This is a genomic window from Nocardiopsis sp. CNZ308 (assembly GCF_004217075.1).
Genome location: NZ_SHKJ01000001.1, coordinates 148,509 through 170,667 on the forward strand (window position 1 = coordinate 148,509; position 22,159 = coordinate 170,667).

The following is a 22,159-nucleotide window of genomic DNA, read 5'->3' on the forward strand; positions in this document are numbered from 1 at the left end:
GCCTCCCCGGGCAGGGGATCGGCCTCCGGGCCACCGCCTCCGCCCCGCCGGAGCACGCACGCCCCGCCGGGGCCGGCCCCGGGCACGGCGCGCCGGGGATCAGGGGCGCTCCGCGCCACCGGGCGCGTCCGCGGCCAGCCAGGCGTCCACGAGCCCGTGGATCCGGTCGGCGCTCATGTCCCGGACCCCGGCGAGGACGAGGTCGTACTCCCGTCCGCCCAGCTCCCGGCGCGCGCTCTCGCGGGCCCGCACCACCAGGGGCGTTGCGGTGTCGGGCATGCCGCGCAGCACCTCGGCGCAGGCCAGCAGCCAGGCGCCGCGCCGCGGGTCGTGTCCGACGGCCATCACGGCGAAGGTGTCCAGGACCTCCGCGCACACCGGACCCAGGCCGTGGTCGGCCAGCCGCCAGGCGCGCCGGGCGTGCTCCCAGGCCTCCCCGGTGTCACCGGCCCTCCAGGCGACGGTGGTGTACAGGGTCCGCCAGCCCGCCTCCACGTAGACGGGCGAGAACCCGCCCAGGCCCTTGAGGTCCTCACCCGCCCGGTCCAGGACCTGGCGGGCCGCGTCCGGCTCCCCCGCCTCCCGCAGCCACTGGCCCTCGGCCAGGCGCAGCAGCACCATCTGCTCCTTCTCCACGGGCCGCTCGGAGCCGAGGAGCCCCCACAGGTCCTCACGCGCGGCCTCCAGGTCACCGAGGTCGGTGAGGACCTGGGCCCGGCGGACGCGGAACATCCAGTCCAGCGCCTCCAGCCCCGCCTCCTCGGCCCTGCGCACGCCGAGGGTGAGCAAGTCGCGGCAGCGGTCGAGGTCCTCGAACCGGTACAGGTCAACGACCTGGACCAGCGCCTGGCACTCGCCCCAGGTGTCGCCGCACGCGCGGAACTGCTCCAGGGCGGCGTTCGCGCGCTCCATGGACCGACCAGTGCGCCCGTTGACCGCGTCGAACAGGGACAGCAGCGTTCCCACGAGGGCGCGCATCCACGGGTCGGGCTGGTCGGCCGCGGCGGCGAGGCGTTCGTGGGCGGCGCCGGTCGTCCCCTCCAGCAGCGCCCTGTACACCAGGCCGTAGACGAGCATGGGGTGCTCCTCGGCCCGCTGTCCGGCCCCTTCCAGGACGGCCTCGACCTCGCGTATGCGCTCCAGGACCGACTCGTGGTCGGTGGTCGTGTCGGCCCGCTGGAACAGGCAGCTGGCGTAGGCCACGGCGCGCCCCTCGGGCACCCGGTCGCCGACCATGTCCAGGACGTCCACGGCCCACTGGTGGAGCTGGCGCCAGGAGCCGCACAGGGTCCAGTACCACTGGGTGCACTCGACCAGGTCCAGGGCCAGTCCGGCGTCGCGCCGCTCGACGGCCCAGCGCACGGCGGCGCCGCAGTTGTCGGCCTCCGCGGCCAGCCGGGCGAGCAGCTCCCCCTGGCGCGGGCCGCGCAGCAGCGGGTCGGCCCAGCGCCACAGGTCGCGGACGTGGCGGGCGTGCGCGTCGCGCACGCGCTCCTCCTCCCCGCTGCGCGCCAGGCGTTCGGCGGCGTAGGCCCGCACGGTCTCCAGCTGCCGGTAGCGGGGCGGGGTGTCGTCACGGTCGGGGTTCTCGGCGACCACGAGGGACTTGTCGACCAGGGCGAACAGGACGGTCCACGCGTCGTGGCCGCCGATCTCCCCCTCGGTGCCGGGGTCGGCGCAGACCCGTTCGACGGCCTCCAGGGTGGCTCCCCCGGCGAAGATCGACAGGCGGCGCAGCAGGCGGCGCTCGGGTTCGTCGAGCAGGTCCCAGCTCCAGTCGACGACGGCGCGCAGGGTGCGGTGGCGCGGCAGCGTCGACCGGGCGCCCCCGGTGAGGAGCCGGAAGCGGTCGCGGAGCCGGTCGGCGAGCTGGGCGGTGGTCATGGAGCGCAGGCGCGCGGCGGCCAGCTCCAGTGCCAGCGGCAGGCCGTCCAGCTCGCGGACGACGCGGACGACGTGGGCGACGTTGTCGGGGGTGACGCGAAAGCCCGGACGCACGGCGGCGGCGCGTTCGGTGAACAGGACGACCGAGGAGCAGGCGGCGGCCCGGTCGGCGGAGGCCCCCTCGGGCGGCATGTCCAGGGAGGGGACGGGCAGGAGCTGTTCGCCGGGCACGCCCAGGGGTTCGCGGGAGGTGGCCAGGATCCGCAGGCCGGGGCAGCGGGCCAGCAGCGTCGCCACGGCGGAGGCGGCCTCCTCGACGATGTGCTCGCAGTTGTCCAGGACGAGGAGGACGGGGCGGTCGCCGACGAAGGAGACCACCCGTTCCAGGAGCGGAACGATGGCGGCGGGGGCCTTGGGGGCCGCGGAGCGCGCCTGGAGCACGGCGTGCTCGCGCAGCTCCAGCGCGGAGGCCAGCGCCTGGGGGACGTCCGCTGCCGTCCTGGAGGCGAGTTCGACGAACCAGCCGCCGCGGGCGAGCAGGGAGGGCGCCCGCGCGGCCAGCGCGGAGGCGCTCTCGATCGCCAGGCGGGTCTTGCCCGCTCCGCCGGGGCCCAGCAGGGTGACCAGGCGTTCGCGGGTGAGCAGGTCCACGGCGGTGTCCACCTCGGTGTCACGCGGCACGAAGCTGGTCAGGGAGGCGGGCAGGCGCAGGGGCGGGGCCGGAGCCGGGGGCGGAACGGGGGGCTCGGCGGAGGGGGACGCGTCGAGTTCGCCGCGCAGCAGCCTCAGGTGCAGGTCGCGCAGTTGGGGTGAGGGGTCCAGGCCCAGCTCGTCGGCCAGGTGGGAGCGGAAGCGCTCGTAGGCGGCCAGGGCGTCGGCTGTGCGGCCGGTGGCGGCCAGCGCGCGCACGAGGAGCGCGAGGGGGCCCTCGCGGTGCGGCTCGCTTCGGCACAGGGCCTCCGCCTCGGGCAGGACCTCGGCGTGCAGCCCCAGGTCGGCCAGGGCGGTCAGGCGGTCCTCCAGGGCGGCTCGGCGGGTCTCGGCCAGGCGCAGCGCCGTGTCCTCGGCCAGGCCGTGCGCGGTCAGGTCCGACAGGGCCGGTCCGCGCCACAGCGCGAGGGCCTCGCCCAGGTCGCGGGCGGCCTCGGCGGCCCTGCCCGCAGCGAGCCCGGCCCGCCCCCGCCTGACCAGGGACTCGAACTCGGCCAGGTCCACCTGGCCGGGCTCGACCGCCAACCGGTACCCCGAGGCGTCCCCGTCGATGCGCGCGCCCTCGCCCAGCGCGCGGCGCAGGCGGGAGACCAGGGCCTGGAGGGCGTTGCCCGCCGCGGCGGGCGGGCTCCCCGCCCAGACGGCGTCGGTGAGCTCGTCGTTGGCGATCCGCTGGCCGGGCCGGAGCAGGAGGAGGGTGAGCAGCGTGCGCAGGCGCGCACCGCCGATGGCGACGGGTCGCCCGGCCGCGTCGTGGACCGCCAGGGGCCCGAGGATGGAGAACCGCACCGACCCATGATCACCGATCGTGCGGACGGACGCTCTCCGTGAGGAGCCGCCCCCAACCCGTTCCCGCCGGGCCGCGACCGGCGGAGGCGCGGCCGGGGTCGCGGGCCCCCGCGTCCCGCGCGGGAGCGGACGGGAGACCGAACGCCCGCCTGACCGCAGTAGGGTTCGCTGGGGAACGTGTCGTCGGCGCCCGCCCGCGGAGCCGCCCGTTCCCCGCCGGTCCGGCGCCGGGTCTCCTCCGAGCGCCGCACCCGCGTCACCGAGATGTTCGCCTCCACGGCCCGAAAAGCAGGAGTCCCATTGTTCCCGGCCCTCCCCTTCCCCCGGACCACCGGTGCGCCGAGTGCGGCCCGCCCGTCCCCCGGTACGCGCGCCGGCGCGGTGGCGGCCGGGGCCGTCGTGGCCCTGACCACGGGCTGCGGGATCCTCTCGCCCGCGCAGAACGGCGACATGCCCGACGACATCAACGTCACCAGCCCGCTGATGCAGGAGGGCGAACCGCTTCCCGCGGCCTACTCCTGCGAGGGCGCGGCCGAGACCACCGCGGAGGGCGAGGGCGACACGGGCGGCTCCGAGGACCCCGAGGAGGCCCAGCAGGCGTACTCGCCGCCGCTGAGCTGGTCGGGGCTTCCCGACGAGGCCGGGTCGATCGCCCTGGTGGTGGACGACCCGCAGGTGGCGCAGGTGTTCTGGGTGGTCTACGACCTGGACCCCCAACTCGTCGAGCTGCGCCAGAACACCGTTCCGGCCGACGCCAAGCAGGGGCAGAACAGCATCGGCGGGTCCGCCTACGACCCGCCCTGCCCCGAGCCCGACGAGGCCTACGAGTACCGGTTCACCGTGTACGCCCTCCGGGGCCCGCTGGACCTGCCCGAGGGAGCGCCGCTGAGCGCCTCGCTGGAGGCGATCGCGGACCAGGCCGTCGCACGCGGTTCGCTGGTCACGCGCAGCGAGTGACGTAGTTCACCGCGGGCGTCGCCTCCGGATCGACCCCGGACGACCCGACGGATCCGGGGTCACGGGGATTCCTGGAGGAAGCTCCCGTAGCCCTCTGCACACGGAGCACGACAACGCATACAGTGGGTCTGTGCCCCCGCCCCATTTCAGATGACCGATACTCGTCCACTCGCCGCGCGGCGCCCTGACCCGATACCGCACCGGACCGCCTGCGTCCCCCCGCGAGCGCAGGCCGAACCCACCGGATCACCGCGGTCCCCGGAGGTCACCGCCTCCCCTCGTCCGGCCTCCTCTCGGCCGGTCACCGGTGCGACCCGGGCGCGGCCGACCTCCCCAAGGTAGTGCGTACACCATGACCGTCACCGTCATCATCATCATCGCCGTCATCGTCGTGCTCGCCGTGCTCGTGCTCCTGCTGCTGGGCATGCGCGCGCTGAGCTCCGGCTCCCGCGAGGACGACTACGACGACGAGTACGAGCACGAGGACGCCGAGGGCGACGACCGCGACGAGGAGCGGCCGCGCGGTCGCGGACGCGGCCGGGAACGGGCCCGCGACGGGGGTCGGGGGCGCGGCGGGAGCCGGGGTCGCGACCTCGACGAGGACGAGGACGAGGACGACGGGGAGCCGGAGCCGCGCGGCCGCAGCCGCAGGTCCCGTCAGGGCGGCGGCGCCAAGGCGGAGCGGCGGCCCCGGGGCAGGCGCAAGCTCGACGCGGACTGGGACGACGATGACGACTCCCTGTCCGACAACGACTTCTGGTCGAGCCTGGGCGAGGACGGCCCGGCGCAGCGGCCCGCCGGTGCGCGGGACGGGCGCGGGGACCGGGACTCCGCCGTCACCGTGACCGCCCACGAGTACGAGGACGACGGCTACGACGACGGGTACGGGGACTACGAGGACGAGGAGTCCTCCGGACCCCCCGGAGCCACCACGGTCATGCCCGCCGCGGGAGGCCGCGGGAGCGGCGACCCCTCCGCCGACCTGGCCGTGCTGGCCAGCCTGGGACAGGGCAGCGTACCCCATCCGGTGGAGGAGGACGGGGAGGAGCCGCCGCGGGGCCGGGGCCGCAGGCGGCGCGGGGCCGAACCGGTCGGCGAGGACGAGCGCGCCCTGCCTCCGGGGGCTCCGCCGCGTTCCGCGCTTCCCCCCGCCCGGGAGGCCACGCCCCCGGGGGGCGTCCCCCAGCCCTCCCAGCCCGCCGCACCGGCCGCACCGGCCGCCTCGGTCTCAGACGACCCCCTGGGCACCGGTTCGTGGTCGCCCCGTTCCTCCTACTCACCCTCCTCGACCGATCCGCTGGGCTCCTCCACCAGCGCGCACGACCCGCTGGGGGCTGCGGCCAGCACGCACGACCCGCTGGGAACCTCCTCCAGCACGCACGACCCGCTGGGGGCCTCCTCCGGGCGCGACCCGCTCGGCGGGTCCGGTTCCGTCCCGTCCTCGGGGGATCCGTTCCAGGGCCGCTCGTCCTACGACAGCGGGTCGATGAGCCGCTCGGACTACCCGGGAACGGCCGGTGCGCGGAGCGCGTCCCCCGCCGACCCGCTCGGCCCGGCCTTCCAGTCCCCGGCCCCGGGCACCGGCACGAGTTCGCCGATATGGTCCAGCATGGACACCGGCGCGCACCAGCGCTCCGAGCTCGGCTTCGGCGGCGGGCAGGGCGGCGCGGGCACGGGCCACACGTCCCCGGGCGGCGCGGGCGATCCCGCCGACCCCCTGAGCGGTGGTTACCGGTCGCGGCCGGAGACGTCCCACACCACGGGGACGCACCAGCGCTCGGCCTACGACACGGGGTCCCACCAGCGTCCGTCCTACGACACCGGAGCGCACCAGCGGTCCTCCTACGACACGGGCGCCCACAGCCACGCCGACTACGGCATGCCCGGCACCGGACGACCCGAGTACGACACCGGCAACCACACCCGCCCCTCCTACGACACCGACTCCTTCAACCGCAACGACCACGACACCGGAACCCACCACCGCTCCCCCTACGACACGGGGTCCCACCAGCGTCCGTCCTACGACACCGGGGCACACCAGCGGTCCTCCTACGACACGGGCGCCCACAGCCACGCCGACTACGGCATGCCCGGCACCGGACGACCCGAGTACGACACCGGCAACCACACCCGCCCCTCCTACGACACCGACTCCTTCAACCGCAACGACCACGACACCGGAACCCACCACCGCTCCCCCTACGACACCGGCGCCCACAGCCGCCCGGCCCAGCCGGACCCCAACCCCCCGCTGTGGGGTCCGCAGGAGGACGGCGGCGCCTTCGGGGCCCCGGGCGTCCACGGCGGTCCCGGCGCGGCGGGCTTCCCGGGCGGGAGCGCGGTCACCGGGGCCCCGGAGCCTCCGGCGCCGTTCGACCAGGGGCCGGTCGGCCAGCCCGCCTATCCGTCCGCGTTCCCCGGTGAGGCCCCCGGGTACCCGCAGGGCGGTTACCCGACGGGGGGATACCCGGTGGACCAGGTGCGCGGGGACGCCCCGGCGGGCTACGGCGAACAGGCCCCGTTCGGTTATCCGGCCGGGGGCACCGGCGGCTACCCGAGCTCCCCGGGGGGCTACCCGGGCGGCGGACAGCCCCAGCAGCCGCAGCAGCCCGGCTACGGCGGCTTCCCGCCCGCGCCGGACTGGCGGTCTGGCGAGGAGGAGCGGCACCCCGGCGGGCCGCAGGCGCCGGAACCGTACCCGACCGACCCCCGCGACCCGCACGGCCGCAACCGCTACGAGGGCGGGTACGAGGACGGCCGCTTCATCTGATCTTCCGGACGTCCGCAACACGCGGTAACGACCCTTTTCCGGCCCCCGGGCCGTACGAGAGGTACATCACTTCACACCCCGAGGCGGTAGGCGAGCCCGCCACCTCGGGGTTTTCTCTGTCCTGATTTGTCCCCAGGACATGTGAAGACAGGAAAATGGTTACCAAAGGAGCAACAGACCGTAACACTCCGTGGCGGATACTGGCTACAGTTGGTAGCGCGAAGGACACCCTCAGGGACGTTCTCTCATCCCGTGTCTCCACGCGCGCCCCCCGATCCGAACACCGCAGTCCCCGTGCGCCCACGCATCACTTGCCTGGTCCAACCCGAATGGAGTAACCATGCGCAACGACGCCCAGGGAGTCACGTCCGAGAGGCCGCCCACGGCCTCACCCGGGCAACGTTTCGACCGCCACAGGGGGATCGCCGCCGACGTCGGCGCCTCACTGGTGGTCTTCCTGGTCGCCGTCCCCCTGTCCCTGGGGATCGCCGTCGCCTCCGGCGCCCCGCTCATCGCCGGGATCATCGCCGCCGTGGTCGGCGGGATCGTCGCCGGACTCGTCGGCGGGTCCGTGGTCCAGGTCAGCGGCCCCGCCGCCGGTCTGACCATCATCGTCGCCGACCTGGTCATGACCTACGGCTGGCGGGTGACCTGCCTGATCACCCTGCTGGCCGGGCTGGTCCAGCTCGCCCTCGGCGCCTTCCGCATCGCCCGGGCCGCCCTGGCCGTCTCCCCCGCCGTGGTGCACGGCATGCTCGCCGGGGTCGGCGTCACCATCGCCCTGGCCCAGCTGCACGTGGTCCTGGGCGGGGAGCCGCAGAGCTCGGCGGTGGCCAACATCGCCGACCTGCCCCACCAGATCGCCAACAACCACACCCCGGCCGTCGCCGTCGGCGTCATCACCATCGCGATCATGTTCACCTGGAACAAGCTGCCCTCCCTCGGGCGGCTGCGGCCCGCCGTGGTGCCCGCCGCACTGGTCGCCGTGGCCACCGCGACCCTCATCTCCACCACGAGTGGCTGGCAGGTGCAGACCGTCGTCCTGCCCGGCTCCTTCGCCGACGCCTGGAACGGCCCGATGCTGCCCGAGGCCGGGCAGTGGGACGGCATCGCCCTGAGCGTGGCCGCCGTGGCCATGGTCGCCAGCGTCGAGTCCCTGCTCGCCGCGATCGCCGTGGACCGCATGCACAGCGGCCGCCGGGTGATGCTCAACCGCGAGCTGTGCGGCCAGGGCGCGGCCAACACCATCAGCGGCGCCCTGGGCGGGCTGCCGGTGGCCGGTGTGATCGTGCGCAGCACCACCAACGTGCGCGCCGGGGCGCGCAGCCCGCTCTCGACCATCCTGCACGGCGTGTGGATCCTGCTGTTCGTCGCCCTGTTCGCGCACGTGGTCGAGCTGATCCCGATGCCCGCGCTCGCGGCGCTGCTGGTGTTCATCGGCGTGCAGATGGTCTCGATCGCCCACCTGCGCGACCTGCGCCGCCACCACGAGGCCAGCGTCTACCTGGTGACCCTGTTCGGCGTGGTGTTCCTGGGGCTCCTGGAGGGCGTGTTCATCGGCTTCGGACTGGCCATGATCGTCTCCCTGCGCAGGCTCACCAAGCTGACCGTGACCACCGAGGAACGCGACGAGCGGGTGCACATCACCGTGCACGGCTCGCTCACCTTCCTGGGCGTGCCCCGGCTCGCGCACGTGCTGCGCACCGTTCCCTCGGGCTCACGGGTCGACCTGGACCTGCACGTGGACTTCATGGACCACGCCGCCTTCGAGGCCATCCACGCCTGGCGGGTGGACCACGAGCGTACCGGCGGCAGCGTCGACATCGACGAGGTGCACGAGAAGTGGTACACGCGCAGTTCCACCCGGTCGGCGCCCGCCGCCAAGACCGCGCCCGGCGGCCTGGCCCGCTGGTGGGCCCCCTGGGAGATGCGCGGCGACGGCGACCGCGAGGTGAACGCGCTGGGCCTGCTGGCGGCCGGTGCCCGCGAGTACCACGCCAGCACCACCGACCGGATGCGGTCGGTGATGAGCCGCCTGTCGCACGGCCAGAACCCGACCGCCCTGTTCGTCACCTGCGCCGACTCGCGCGTGGTGCCCAACCTCATCACCGCGAGCGGGCCCGGCGACCTGTTCACCGTGCGCAACCTCGGCAACCTGGTGCCGCCGCGGGAGGCCCCCGACAACGGTTCGATGGGCGCGGCGATCGAGTACGCGGTGAACGTGCTGCGGGTGCCCTCGATCGTGGTGTGCGGCCACTCGCACTGCGGGGCGATGCAGGCCCTGTTGGAGAAGGCCCACCTGGAGGCGGACGAGCAGGCGTCGCACATGCGCCGCTGGCTGTCCCACGGCTCGGAGAGCCTGGCGCGGGTGGGCGAGGAGTCGGGCGCCCTGTCGGGCCTGCCCACGGCTGAGGCGCTGCGCCGTCTGGCCCAGGCCAACGTGGAGGCGCAGATCGGCAACCTCGCGAGCTACCCGGTGGTCCGCGAACGGGTGGAGGCGGGCGAGCTGACGCTGACGGGGATGTACTACGACCTGGAGACGGCGAGGGTGCACCTCCTGGACGCCGAGACGGGGGAGTTCGTCCCCGTGCAGGGCGTCCAGGACGTGAACGACCCCGTGCCCCACCCGAGGACGGATGCGGACCACGGGGATCAGCTGGTGGAGGAGTCCTCGTCGGGCGCGTCGTCGCGTCCGTCCTGCTGAACGCCTGAGGCCTGGTAGGAGGCGAGCAGGACGATCACCACGATGGCCACGACAGGCAGACCGAAGAGAGCCACCCAGAAGGCGGTGGAGTCGAACAAGATGCACCCATTCCCGTGAACGCGGATGCCCGCTGGGTCCGACCCCGGACGTCGGCCCACGGGCGTACGCGCTCCGGAGGTCGCCCGGGGTAGGGAGCGCAGGGGCCAATCTATCGGTGCGCGCGGGCGCCGGGCCATCACCGGAGGGCTGTAGGACTGTACCCGTGCACCGCGAGTGGTCTCTCGGCCCCTCCGACCCGCCGCCCGGGGGCCGCGCCCGCCGGAACACCCCGGGTGGGGCCGCGCCAGCCCGGCTCACGCGTGGAGGGATCCGGACGCGGAGCGATCGGCCCGCTCCCGCTCTCCGGCTGGTCCGCCGCCCGGGACAGAACCGGAACACGGCCGTCTCCCCCGCGCGGAGCGCCTGGTCAGAAGGGTGTGTGAGGGGAGTCGGCCGGTAAGCCGGATTCTGTCGGTTCCGAGGAACCGGGCGGCCATCCATCTGGGACCGCCGTTGCCGACGGCCTCGGTGCGGTCTACCCGCGGACTCGGGCGGGCCGCCCTCGAACATCCGCGCGGGAACCCGAAGGTTCCCTTTTTGACCTTGCTCCGGGTGGGGTTTACCGAGCCGACCGGATCACTCCGGCCGCTGGTGGTCTCTTACACCACCGTTTCACCCTTACCACCGCGAGCGGTGGCGGTCTGCTTTCTGTGGCACTGTCCCGCGGGTCACCCCGGGTCGGTGTTGCCGACCACCCTGCCCTGTGGAGTCCGGACTTTCCTCGAACACGCGCACCAGGCGCGGTCCGCGACCGCCTGGCCGACTCCCCTCGCCGCCCATTCTACGCCCGCCGCCGCGGCCCCGCTCCCCCTCGGCCCCTCACGCCAGGTGGGCGGTGTCGTTGAGGGAGCGCACCACCATGGGCCCGTCGGCGAACACGTCCACCTCGGTCAGGCACGCGGTGTCCAGGTGCATCCGGTACAGCGCCTCCAGCGGGGCGAGCAGGGCCTGCTGCACCAGCGCCTTGATGGGGGTCACGTGGGTGACCACCAGGACGGTGCGCCCCCGGTGCCGCTCGACCAGGGCCCGGCGGGCGGCGGCCACCCTGCGGGAGGCCGCGGCGAAGCTCTCTCCACCGGGCGGCGCCGTCTCCGGGTCGGCCAGCCACCGGTCCACCTCGGCCGGGGCCTGCGCCCGCGCCTCGGCGAACGTCATCCCCTCCCAGTCGCCGAAGTCGGTCTCGACGAACCCCTCGTCGACCTCCACCGGCAGCCCGAGCGCCTCGGCGGCGTGGGCAGCGGTGTCCCTGGTGCGGCGCAGCGGGGAGGACACCACCGCGTCGAACGGCCGCGGGGCCAGGCGGCGCGCGGCCGCCCTGGCCTGCGCGTGCCCGTCCTCGGTCAGCGGGATGTCGCCCCGGCCCGCGAAACGGCGCTCCACCGACAGCGGCGTCTGCCCGTGCCGCAGCAGGACGAGCCGGGTCGGCGCGGTGTCGGGCGGTGCCCCCCAGCCGGTGCTCACTGCTCGGTCCGGCCGCCCAGACCCGACTCCTCGGTGCGGACCAGGATGCGGCGGCAGTCCTCGCAGCGCACGACCTCGTCGGCGGCCTGGGCGCGGATCTCGTTGAGCTCGACGGTGCTCAGCGCGAGCTTGCAGCCCCCGCAGCGGCCGTAGCGCAGCGGTGCCGCGCCCACGCCGCCGTACTGGGCGCGCATCTTGTCGTAGAGGGCGAGCAGGTCGGCGGGGATCTCCTCGGCCACGCGCTCGCGGTCCTGGGTGGTCCGGGTGCGGTCCCACTGGATCTCGGCGGCGGCGGTGTCGCGGCGGGCCACGATCTCGGTGTGCTCGGCCACGAGGCGCTCGCGCTCGGCGGTCAGGCGGGCCACCGTGGCGTTGAGCTCCTCGGCGCGCTCCATGACCTCCAGGACGATCTCCTCCAGCTCGGCCTGGCGGCGGCCCAGCGAGGTGATCTCCGACTGGAGGTTCTGGAGTTCCTTGGCGTTGGTGATCTGCCCGGACTCCAGGCGCTTGGCGTCCCGGTCGGCGCGCGTGCGCACCTGGTCGACGTCGCTCTCGGCCTTGCGCTGCTGGCGTTCGACGTCGGAGACCCCGGTCTGCGCGGTGATCAGCTCGCTGTCGATCTGGTCGACCCGCTCCTTGAGCCGGGCCGCCTCGGCGACCTCGGGCAGGGTGCGCGCCCGGTGGTCCAGGCGCTGGAGGTCGGTGTCCAGGTCCTGGAGGGTGAGGAGTCTGGCCTGTGCGGCGGGTTCGGCTTTCACGTGTGACGTCTCCTGTGATGGCTGGGGAGGGCGAGTACGCCGCCCGCGCTCTACTCTGTGCAGTTTGGTCGGCGACCCCGCGGGGCCCGTGGTCTCTCTCAGACGTGTGAGACGGCCTGTGACCAGGCGTCCGTGACCGTCGTCGAGACGCGGACCTCCACGTTAGCCCCATCCGGGCCGCCCGCGCGCCCGAGTGCGTCGACCAGGTGGCGCGCACCGTCGGCCAGCCAGGGCCACTCGCTGGCGAAGTGGGCGGTGTCGACCAGGGCGGGGCCGCCCGGGTTCTCCACGAACTCCGAGGCGGGGTGGTGGCGCAGGTCGGAGGTGACGAACACGTCCACGTCCGCGGCCCGGGCCGCGCCGAGCAGGGAGTCCCCCGCTCCCCCGGACACCGCGACGGTGTTCACGAGGCGGTCCGGGTCCCCCGCGACGCGGATCCCGGCCGCGGTGGCGGGCAGCCCGCGGGCGACCTGCTCGGCGAACTCGCGCAGGAGCACCGGCCGGTCCAGGGCGCCGATCCGGCCGATGCCGCGGCGCCCCTCGGGGTCGGTGGCGTCGGGGTCCAGGGGCCGCAGCGGCCCGGTGAGGCCGACCGCGCGGGCCAGCGCGTCGGACACGCCGGGCGAGGCGGTGTCGGCGTTGGTGTGCGCGGTGTACAGGGCGGTCCCCGACCGGATGAGCCGGTGCACGATCCGCCCCTTGGGGGTGTCGGCGGCCACGCTGGTGACACCGCGCAGCATCAGCGGGTGGTGGGTGATGATCAGGTCGGCGCCCCAGGTCAGGGCCTCGTCGACGACCGCGTCGACCGGGTCGACGGCGAACAGCACCCGCGCGACCTGTTGCGCGGGGTCGCCCGCCACCAGCCCGACCGCGTCCCAGGAGGCGGCCCACGCTGGCGGGTAGACCCGCTCGAAGGCGGCGGTCACGTCGGACAGGGTCAGGTGCGCGGAATCGGTGTTCACGGCCCCGACCCTAGCGCTCCCGCGGCCGGTCGCGGTCCACCGGCGGTCGCGGTTCAGGGAGGGGCCAGGCGCGCGCCGACGTCGCGCAGGCGCTCGGCGACCCGGGGCGGGGCGTCCAGCGTGAAGGGGACGCCCAGGGCCAGGGCCGCCGCCGTGTACTGGCACACCAGGTCGAGGGAGTCGGCGCTGATCCGGATGCGGCAGCGGTCGTCGTCCAGCGGTTCGACCCGGCCGGGCAGGGGGCCGTGGAATCGGCTGTGGAAGTCCTCGGCGGACAGCTCCAGGGTCAGGTGCGCGGTGTGTCTGTAGACGCCCGCGGCGAAGAGGCGGGTGAGGAAGGCCGCCGGGTCGGGCGCGGGCAGCGGCCTCTGCTCGAACCGCCGGTGGGTGGGCCGCGGGCCGCTGACCCGGTCCACCCGGAAGGTGCGCCAGTCGTCGCGGTCGGTGTCGTGCGCGATCAGGTACCAGTGCCCGCCGTGGGAGACCAGGTGGTGCGGCTCCACCCGGCGCCCGCGGGCGTTGCCCTCCCGGTCGCGGTAGTCGAAGTCGGTGACGGCCAGGTCGCGGCAGGAGGAGGCCAGCGACCCCAGGACGGCGGGGTCCACACCGGGGGCGTCGGGGTGGGGCACCGCGCTGGTGGCGCCGCCCACGGCGGCCAGCCGGGGGCGCAGACGGGCGGGCAGGACGCGTTCGAGCTTGGCAAGGGCGCGCAGCGCGCTGTCCTGGAACCCGGTGGCGGTGGCCAGGCCCAGGGCGATCGCGACGGCCTCCTCGTCCTCCAGCAGCAGCGGGGGCAGGTCGCGTCCCGAGGCCAGGCGGTAGCCGCCCGCCACTCCGGGCGTGCCCTCCACCTGGTAGTCGAGCCCGCGCAGCCGTTCGACGTCGCGGCGCAGGGTGCGGGCGCTGACGCCGAGCCGCTCGGTGAGCTCCGCGCCGCTCCACTCGCGCCGGACCTGGAGCAGGGACAGCAGCCGCAGCAGCCGCTGCGGCATCTCCCCGCGTACGGATCGGCCCATGAACGCAGACTGCCAGAGATCGCGGTCATGTTGTGACCGCATGGGTTCCTACGGTGGCCGACATGAGCGAGCACAACGAGAACACGGGCACCAAGGGCACCAAGAGCACGACGAGCGACACGGACGCGCTGGGGGACCTGACCCGACGGGTGAGCGGACCGGTGCACGCGCCCGGGACCGACGCCTACGACGGGGCGCGCACGGGAATGCAGCTGCTGGACCGGCACCGGCCCGACGCCGTGGTGGAGCCGGTCGACGCCCAGGACGTGCGCGCCGCCGTGGCCTGGGCCTCGGAACGGGGGCTGCGGGTGTCGGCCCAGCTCACCGGGCACGGGCTCGGCGCGGGTATGGCGGGCGGCGTCCTCCTCGCCACCCACCGCATGGACGGGGTGCGGGTGGACCCCGACCGCGGCACGGCGTGGGTGGAGGCCGGGGCCACCTGGCAGACGGTGGCCGACGCGGCCGCCGAGCACGGGTTGGCGCCTCTGTCGGGCAGTTCCCCCGCCGTGGGCGCGGTCTCCTACACGCTCGGCGGCGGCGTGGGGCTGCTGGCCCGCCGGTACGGGTTCGCCGCCGACCACGTGCGGCGCGTGGACCTGGTCACCGCCGACGGCCTCCTGCGGCAGGTCACCGGCGACGACGACCCCGACCTGTTCTGGGCGGTGCGCGGCGGCGGCGCGGGCGCGTTCGGCGTGGTCACCGGGATGGAGATCGACCTGTTCCCGGTCCCGCGGATCTACGGCGGGAGCCTGCTCCTGGACGCCGGAGCCGAACCGGGGGTGCTGGAGGCCTGGCGGCGGTGGGCCGAGTCGGCGCCCGAGGAGATGACCTCGGGGGCCTCCGTGATGGTCTACCCGGACATGGAGGGCGTGCCCGAGCCGATGCGCGGCCGCCGGGTGGCCCAGGTGTCGGTGGCCTGGTCGGGCCCGCTGGAGGAGGGGGCGAAGGTGGTGGAGCCGCTGCGCTCGGCCGCCCCGGTGCTGGCGGACACTCTGCGCGAGATGCCCTACGACGAGTCGGGCGCGGTCTTCGACGAACACCAGGACCGGGCGGGGTTCCGCGGTCGCAGCGTGCTGGTGGACCGGCTGGACGGGGAGGCGCTGGCCGAGCTGATCCGGATGACGGGCGAGGCGCCGTTCTTCTGCGTGGTCTGGCTGCGCCACCTGGGCGGGGCGCTGGCCCGGGAGCCGCGGGTCGCCAACGCCGTCGGGCACCGGGGCGCCGCCTACGCGCTGACGGTGCTGACCTTCGCCGAGACCGAGGACACCGAGGCGATGCGCGACCTGCGCGAGCGGGCCGCGGCGCTGTTCGGGCCGTACGCGGTGGGCCGCTCGTCCACGCTGGGCTTCGGGCCGATGGAGGAGGCCGAGGTCCGCGAGGTCTTCGACGAGGACGACCACGCGCGGCTCGCCCGCGTCAAGGCCGCGTACGACCCGCGCGGGGTGTTCCACTCCAACCGGCCGATCCCGGCCGGGGGCTGGTGACCGGGGCGCGGCCCGCACCGGACCCGCCGCCGGGAGCGCGCACCGCTTCCGGCGGCTCCGGTAACCGGACTGGACGGCGCCCGCCCCCGCCTCCCCGGTCGGGTGGTGTGAGCACCGGCACGGACCGACGGCTCCGACCGGCCTCTAGGCTTGTCGGGCTATGGAGAAGAGCGAGCAGCAGCGGCCCCCGTCCCCGGTCGGCGCACACGTCCCGGTCGCGGGCGGCATGGCCGACAAGGGCCTGGCCTACGCCGCGGAGATCGGCGCGGAGGCGGTCCAGGTCTTCGTGTCCAACCCGCGCGGGTGGGCGACCAACGGGGGCGACCCCGCGCAGGACGCGCGGATGCGCGAGCGCACCGACCTGCCCGTGTTCGTGCACGCCCCCTACCTGATCAACCTGGGCACCCCCAGCGAGGAGACCGCCGAGAAGTCGGTGCGCTCCCTGGAGCACGCGCTGCGCCGCTCGGCCCAGATCGACGCGCTGGGGGTGGTCGTGCACACCGGTTCGGCGGTCTCCGGCGGGCGCGAGGTGGGCCTGTCGCGCACCCGCGAACGGCTGATGCCGCTGCTGGAGGGGCTGGGCGAGGACGTCCCTCCGGTGCTGCTGGAGCCGATGGCCGGTCAGGGCCAGGTGCTGTGCGCGACCATCGACGACCTGGCCGCCTACCTGAAGGTGCTGGAGTGGCACCCGCGCGTGGGTGTGTGCCTGGACACCGCGCACATGTTCGCCGCCGGGCACGACATCTCCACGGTGGAGGGCATGCGCGCGGCCCTGGACCGCTTCGGCGCGGTGGTCGGCGCCGACCGGCTGAGGGTCGTGCACTGCAACGACTCCAAGGCCGCGTGCGGCAGCTGCAGGGACCGGCACGAGAACATCGGCGCCGGGCACATCGGCGCGGAGCCGTTCGGTGAGCTCTTCCGCCACCCGGTGAGCGCCGGGGTGCCGCTGATCCTGGAGACCCCGGGCCCGGCCGGTCCGCACGCCGCCGACGTGGCCGCGCTCAAGAAGCTGCGCGAGGCCTGAGGGGCGGCCGTCGGGCGGTCAGTCCCGCTCGGCGGCGGTCCCGTCCGACCTGCCCTCGGCCTCGGGCAGGATCGGGAAGAGGGCGGTGTCCACCTGGACGACGTCGGTGTCGGGGTGGCTCTCGGGGGTCCGCCCCTGGAAGCGTTTCCCCCAGGAGCCGAGGAAGTCGTTGAGCGCGTCGGCGAACTCGGCCGCCTCCTCCGGGGTCATCCGGGCGTGGCTCGTGGAGTCGGTGGCGGCGTCCTTCCACCTGCGCACCGCGGGCAGGTCGGGACTGTCGGAGACCAGCGCGGTCCAGTCCGCGAACCGTTTCCGTTTTTGCTGGTAGAGGCGGTCGAGGACGGCCTGGGCGACGACCCGGGTCTGCGGGTCGCTGAGGAACTCGTGCCCGGACATGCTCCAGCCGCCGGGGCGCATCCGCCACCAGCGCTCGCGTCCGCCCTCGCGCCCCGGTTCGTTGTCGATGAACCCGTAGCGTGACAGTTGGCGCAGGTGGTAGCTGGTGGCGCCGCTGCTCTCCCCCAGGCGCCGGCCCAGGATGGTGGCGGTGGCCGGGCCGTTGAGCCTGAGCTCGTCCAGCAGGCGGGCGCGTAGCGGGTGGGCCAGGCCCCGCAGGGCCTGGGCGCTGACCCGCATCTGCTCGTGGGGGTCGGAGGGGACGTCGTCGGTCATGGCCCTCACCGTACTGCGGGGACCCTTCCGCAAACAGCCCGCTGCAAAGCTTTCTTGGTACCGCTGGCACACGTGTCGCCCTCCTGGAGCGCGGCGGGGTCAGCTCTCGTCAGCGGCGGAGGCCACGGCCTCGTCGGACAGCCGCGCGCACTCGGCGACGGCCCGGCGGAAGACCAGCGGCGTGGCCACCATGACCAGTCCGCCGACCACGAAGGGCAGGGCGAGGTCGATCCGGCCCAGCAGGCCGCCCAGCAGCGCGCCGACCGGGGACAGCCCCCACCCGATCATGCGGAAGGCGGCGGCCGCCCGGCCGCGCACGTGGGAGGGGACCACGGCCTGGAAGAACAGGGAACCGGACACGTTGGTCACCGTCAGGCACAGGCCCATCAGCCCCCAGGCGAGGGCGGCGGACCAGGCGTTGGGCACCAGGCCCACCGCCAGCAGGCACGCCCCCATCCCCAGGTAGCCGCCCATCATGACCGCCCTGCGGCCAAGGCCCGCGACGAGCCGGGAGGCCAGCACCGCCCCCAGGACGCCCCCGACCGCGATCGACGCCAGGAAGAGCCCGTACAGGGCCGCGGGAACGCCCAGCACCTCCTGGGCGTAGAGGACCAGCACCGAGGTGGCCATCTGGATGCCGATCATGGACCCGGCGTTGTTGAACGCCAGGCCCCGCGTCAGCGGCTGGCCGAAGACGTGGGCGAAGCCCTCCCGCAAGGAGCGCAGGACGCCCTGGCCGGACCCCGCGCCCTCACCGCTCTCCGCGGCCCCGGTGGACCCGGTGGACCCGGCCGGGTCGGGAGCGCGCCGCAGCATGAGGGCGACGGTCACCACGAGCACGGCGCACAGGGCGTAGGACAGGGCCGTCCCGGCCACGGGCAGGGCGGCGGCGACCGCGAAGAGCACACCGGCGACGGGGGTGGCCACACAGTCCTGGGCCACCAGGCGACCGCCCTCCAGCCTGCTGTTGGCACGGTCCAGCAGGCGGCCGGGCACGATCCGCGCCACGGTGATCCGGGTGACGGGGTCGGTGACCGTCTCGCAGCAGATCACCACGAAGATCGTGGCGTACAGGGCCCACAGGGTGGCGCCGCCGGTGGCGATCAGCACGGCCAGGGCCGTGACGGCGATCGCGGCGACCGTGCTGGAGACCGTCATGGCGCGGAGGCGGTCGACCCGGTCCAGCAGCACGCCCGCGAACGGCCCGACGAGCAGCCAGGGCAGGAAGCGCGCCACCACCAGCCCCGAGACGGCGAGCGGGTCGTGGGTGAGGGTGGCGGCGACCAGCGGTAGGGCGGTGGTGAGCATCCCGTCGCCGAGGTTGGTGAGGGTTCCGGCCGCCCAGAAGCGGTGGAAGACCCCGCCGAGGCGTTCGGTGCGCGGCGGCGTGGCGGGGAATTCGGTGGCCATGGAGGTCCTCCTGGGTTCGGGGGTGCCACCACCGTAAGACAAAGTTTTCTTTGCAAAGACCTACATGCAAAGTTTTCTCTGCACTACTTTCGGGGACACCGCCGTCACGCGTCGCCAGGAGCACGGGAGAGGAACCTCCCCGCCACCGGAAGCCCGTTATGGGCGACAATGGAGGACGTACGCCCCGGGCTCCGGGGCGGGTTCCGGCTCAAGGAATGAGGTGTCGCCGGATGGATCCGGTCTCCATGGTCTTCGGAGCCACGATCGCTCTCGGCGGGTTCCTGTTCGGCCGCCTGCTGACCAAACGCCAGACGCGGGAGGCGCTCGACCAGCAGCGCAGGCGGGAACAGGCCCGGGCCCTGGGCGCACCGCAGAACCCCCAGCCCCTCTGCGGGTGCGGCCACCACCTGGTCTTCCACGACCAGCAGAGCAAGAGGTGCCAGACCCAGGTGGTCATCCCCGGCCGCTGGACCGGGCAGGCCAGCTCCACCTACCGCCAGTGCATGTGCCAGGGCTACCGGGGCCCGCTCCCCCTCGACGAGTACTACGCCCCCGACTACCTCAACGAGACCGACGGCTGACCCGAAGCGGACGCGTCCCCGGTGGGAGGGTGCGGCGCGGTTGTCCACAGGCGGTGACGGGGGCTGGCGCGGACCGGCCCCTTCCGCTTTCCTGGAAGCTGGGCGCCGCCCCGGGTCCCTCCCTCCCGACCGCCTCCCCCGCCTCCGACCGCACGGACCGGCCCCGCGCACGGGGACCGCTCCGCCCCGTTCTTTGCGAAACCGCCCCGGCGAGGGCCCCCGCGCCGTGTCCGGCGCTCCCCGCGCGGGAACCGGGCGAGACCACCGCCACAGTGCGCGAACCTGGGACACGGGGCCGACGGGATGACAATGTCCCTCCCCGCCACCAGAATGTCCCCGCACCGAACAGCCAGAGAGTGGACGTTTAACCAGTGACGACGCCTGTGACACCCACGATCGACCAGCGCATCGCCGAGGAACTCGGAGTGGGCGCGCACCAGGTCACCGCCGCCGTCGACCTGCTCGACAGCGGATCGACCGTGCCCTTCATCGCCCGCTACCGCAAGGAGGCCACCGGAGCGCTGGACGACGCCCAGCTGCGCGCCCTGGAGGAGCGCCTGCGCTACCTGCGTGAGCTGGCCGAGCGCCGGACCGCGATCCTGGAGTCCATCCGTTCCCAGGGCAAGCTGGACGAGGCGCTGGAGGCCAGCATCCACGCGGCCGACTCCAAGGCCCGGCTGGAGGACATCTACCTCCCCTACAAGCCCAAGCGGCGCACCAAGGCCCAGATCGCCCGCGAGGCGGGGCTCGAACCCCTGGCCGAGGGGCTGCTGGCCGACCCCAACCAGGACCCCCGGGAGGCGGCCGCGGCCTACGTCGACCCCGACAAGGAGGTGGCCGACGTCAAGGCCGCCCTGGACGGGGCCCGCGCCATCCTGGTGGAGCGCTTCGCCGAGGACGCCGACCTCACCGGCGTCCTGCGCGAGCGGCTGTGGGAGAGGGGCCGGCTGGGCTCGGCCGTGCGCGAGGGCAAGGAGGAGGCGGGCGCCAAGTTCGCCGACTACTTCGCGTTCTCCGAACCGCTCACCCAACTGCCCTCCCACCGCGTGCTGGCCATGTACCGGGGCGAGAAGGAGGAGATCCTCACCCTCACCCTGGAGCCGGAGGACGCCCCGGCCGAGAACCCCGACGGCACCACGCCCCGCAGCACCTACGAGAACGCCATCGCCCACCACTTCGGGATCGTGGACCGGGGCCGCCCCGCCGACCGCTGGCTCCAGGACACCGTGCGCTGGGGCTGGCGCACCCGCATCCTGGTGCGGCTGGACATCGACGTGCGCATGCGGCTGTGGCAGCGGGCCGAGGACGACGGCGTGAACGTGTTCGCCGCCAACCTGCGCGACCTGCTGCTGGCGGCCCCCGCCGGAAGCCGCGCCACCCTGGGCCTGGACCCGGGCCTGCGCACCGGGGTCAAGGTCGCGGTCACCGACGCCACCGGCAAGGTCGTGGCCACCGACACGGTCTTCCCGCACGCGCCCCGCCGCGACTGGGACGGCGCCATCCACAGCCTGGCCGGGCTGTGCGCCGCCCACGGCGTGGAACTGGTCGCGATCGGCAACGGCACCGCCTCCCGCGAGACCGACAAGCTCGCCGCCGACCTGATCAAGCGCCACCCCGAACTCGGCCTCACCAAGGTGATGGTGTCGGAGGCGGGCGCGTCGGTGTACTCGGCCTCGGCCTACGCCTCCGAGGAGCTGCCGGACCTGGACGTGTCGCTGCGCGGCGCCGCCTCCATCGCCCGCCGCCTCCAGGACCCGCTGGCCGAGCTGGTCAAGATCGACCCCAAGTCGATCGGGGTCGGCCAGTACCAGCACGACCTGGCCGAGACCAAGCTGTCGCGCTCCCTGGACGCGGTGGTCGAGGACTGTGTGAACGGCGTGGGCGTGGACGTCAACACCGCGTCGGTGCCGCTGCTGACCCGCGTGTCGGGCGTGACCTCCACCCTGGCGCGCAACATCGTCGCGCACCGCGACGCCAACGGCCCCTTCCGCACCCGCGAGGCGCTGCGCTCGGTGCCGCGCCTGGGCCCCAAGGCCTTCGAGCAGTGCGCGGGCTTCCTGCGCGTGCCCGGCGGCGACGACCCACTGGACGCCTCCGCGGTGCACCCCGAGGCCTACCCGGTGGTGCGGCGCATCCTGGACCGGGTGGGGACCGACCTGCCCTCGCTCATCGGCAACAAGGACCTGCTGTCGCGGGTGCGCCCCGAGGACTTCGTGGACGACACCTTCGGTCTGCCCACGGTCACCGACATCCTCGCCGAGCTGGACAAGCCCGGCCGGGACCCGCGCCCGGCCTTCACCACCGCCACCTTCAAGGAGGGCGTGGAGAAGCTCCAGGACCTGACCCCGGGCATGCTCCTGGAGGGCGTGGTCACCAACGTGGCGGCCTTCGGCGCGTTCGTGGACGTGGGCGTGCACCAGGACGGCCTGGTGCACGTGTCGGCGCTGTCGTACAAGTTCGTGGAGGACCCGCGCGACGTGGTCAAGCCGGGCGACATCGTGAAGGTCAAGGTCCAGGACGTCGACATCCCGCGCAAGCGCATCTCCCTGACCATGCGCCTGGACGACGAGGCGCCCGCCCGCGGCGGCCGGGGCGGCCGCGAGGAGCGCGGTGACCGCGGCGGCAACGACCGCCGCCGGGGCAACGGCGGCGGAGGTGGCGGCGGACGTCGCAACAACGGCGGCGGGCGCGGCCGCGACAACAGCGGGGGCGCCGCCCCGCAGGGCGCGATGGCCGAGGCGCTGCGCCGCGCCGGTCTGGGCAAGTAGCACCCTCGCCGCCCACGGGCGCGGGGAGGGGGCGACCGCCCTCCCCGCGCCCGAGCCGCGACCGGGGGCCGACGCGTCCCGGCGGCACGGGCGTCACGAGCCCCCG

General features: G+C 74.5%; 15 protein-coding genes and 1 other RNA gene. 7 read left to right on the plus strand and 9 right to left on the minus strand.

The window, feature by feature from the left end; all coding sequences use genetic code 11:
- Positions 1–99: 99 nt before the first annotated feature.
- Positions 100–3,384: a BTAD domain-containing putative transcriptional regulator gene (locus EV372_RS00635; RefSeq protein ID WP_130394289.1), complete on the minus strand. Its 3,285-nt coding sequence runs from the start codon at positions 3,382–3,384 to the stop codon at positions 100–102.
- Between the two features lie 300 nt (positions 3,385–3,684).
- Between EV372_RS00635 and EV372_RS00640 the strand changes: the two genes are divergently transcribed.
- The 3 genes from EV372_RS00640 (at position 3,685) to EV372_RS00650 (ending at position 9,818) form a co-directional block, all read left to right on the plus strand.
- Complete coding sequence (locus tag EV372_RS00640; protein WP_130394291.1) at positions 3,685–4,341, plus strand: YbhB/YbcL family Raf kinase inhibitor-like protein; 657 nt, start codon at positions 3,685–3,687, stop codon at positions 4,339–4,341.
- 352 nt (positions 4,342–4,693) lie between these two features.
- The gene (locus EV372_RS00645) at positions 4,694–7,114 is read left to right on the plus strand and encodes a hypothetical protein (RefSeq protein ID WP_130394293.1); all 2,421 of its coding nucleotides are present in this window, start codon (positions 4,694–4,696) and stop codon (positions 7,112–7,114) included.
- Between the two features lie 340 nt (positions 7,115–7,454).
- Complete coding sequence (locus EV372_RS00650) at positions 7,455–9,818, plus strand: SulP family inorganic anion transporter (protein ID WP_130394295.1); 2,364 nt, start codon at positions 7,455–7,457, stop codon at positions 9,816–9,818.
- Here EV372_RS00650 and EV372_RS28940 read toward each other — a convergent pair.
- The 6 genes from EV372_RS28940 to EV372_RS00675 form a co-directional block, all read right to left on the minus strand.
- Positions 9,767–9,916: a hypothetical protein gene (locus tag EV372_RS28940; protein ID WP_013153920.1), complete on the minus strand. Its 150-nt coding sequence runs from the start codon at positions 9,914–9,916 to the stop codon at positions 9,767–9,769. The genes EV372_RS00650 and EV372_RS28940 overlap by 52 nt on opposite strands.
- Before the next feature lie 382 nt (positions 9,917–10,298).
- Positions 10,299–10,684: RNase P RNA component class A (rnpB, locus tag EV372_RS00655), an RNA gene on the minus strand.
- Positions 10,685–10,736: 52 nt separating this feature from the next.
- Positions 10,737–11,378, minus strand: coding sequence for a histidine phosphatase family protein (locus tag EV372_RS00660; protein WP_130394297.1), 642 nt, complete (start codon positions 11,376–11,378; stop codon positions 10,737–10,739).
- Positions 11,375–12,136 carry a CT398-like coiled coil hairpin domain-containing protein gene (locus EV372_RS00665; protein WP_130394299.1) on the minus strand — a complete coding sequence of 254 codons (762 nt, stop codon included), beginning with the start codon at positions 12,134–12,136 and terminating at the stop codon, positions 11,375–11,377. The genes EV372_RS00660 and EV372_RS00665 overlap by 4 nt, the downstream gene beginning before the upstream one ends.
- Before the next feature lie 98 nt (positions 12,137–12,234).
- Positions 12,235–13,098, minus strand: a complete 864-nt coding sequence (locus EV372_RS00670; RefSeq protein ID WP_130394301.1) for a Nif3-like dinuclear metal center hexameric protein — start codon at positions 13,096–13,098, stop codon at positions 12,235–12,237.
- 53 nt (positions 13,099–13,151) lie between these two features.
- Complete coding sequence (locus tag EV372_RS00675) at positions 13,152–14,114, minus strand: helix-turn-helix transcriptional regulator (RefSeq protein ID WP_130394303.1); 963 nt, start codon at positions 14,112–14,114, stop codon at positions 13,152–13,154.
- A 62-nt stretch (positions 14,115–14,176) separates the two neighbouring features.
- On the opposite strand from EV372_RS00675, the gene EV372_RS00680 reads away from it, so the two are divergent.
- Together EV372_RS00680 and EV372_RS00685 are read left to right on the plus strand one after the other, a co-directional pair.
- A complete protein-coding gene (locus EV372_RS00680; protein ID WP_130394305.1) occupies positions 14,177–15,598 on the plus strand; it encodes an FAD-binding oxidoreductase in 1,422 nt (473 codons plus the stop codon).
- Between the two features lie 160 nt (positions 15,599–15,758).
- Positions 15,759–16,622, plus strand: a complete 864-nt coding sequence (locus EV372_RS00685) for a deoxyribonuclease IV (protein ID WP_130394307.1) — start codon at positions 15,759–15,761, stop codon at positions 16,620–16,622.
- A gap of 18 nt (positions 16,623–16,640) precedes the next feature.
- Here EV372_RS00685 and EV372_RS00690 read toward each other — a convergent pair whose 3' ends face one another.
- Positions 16,641–17,294: a winged helix-turn-helix domain-containing protein gene (locus EV372_RS00690; protein ID WP_130394309.1), complete on the minus strand. Its 654-nt coding sequence runs from the start codon at positions 17,292–17,294 to the stop codon at positions 16,641–16,643.
- A 99-nt stretch (positions 17,295–17,393) separates the two neighbouring features.
- The gene (locus tag EV372_RS00695) at positions 17,394–18,704 is read right to left on the minus strand and encodes an MFS transporter (RefSeq protein ID WP_130394311.1); all 1,311 of its coding nucleotides are present in this window, start codon (positions 18,702–18,704) and stop codon (positions 17,394–17,396) included.
- A 230-nt stretch (positions 18,705–18,934) separates the two neighbouring features.
- Between EV372_RS00695 and EV372_RS00700 the strand changes: the two genes are divergently transcribed.
- Positions 18,935–19,285, plus strand: a complete 351-nt coding sequence (locus EV372_RS00700) for a hypothetical protein (RefSeq protein WP_130394313.1) — start codon at positions 18,935–18,937, stop codon at positions 19,283–19,285.
- Between the two features lie 383 nt (positions 19,286–19,668).
- Entirely contained in the window at positions 19,669–22,053 is a 2,385-nt protein-coding gene (locus EV372_RS00705; RefSeq protein ID WP_197044344.1) for a Tex family protein, read from the plus strand.
- Positions 22,054–22,159: the final 106 nt, after the last annotated feature.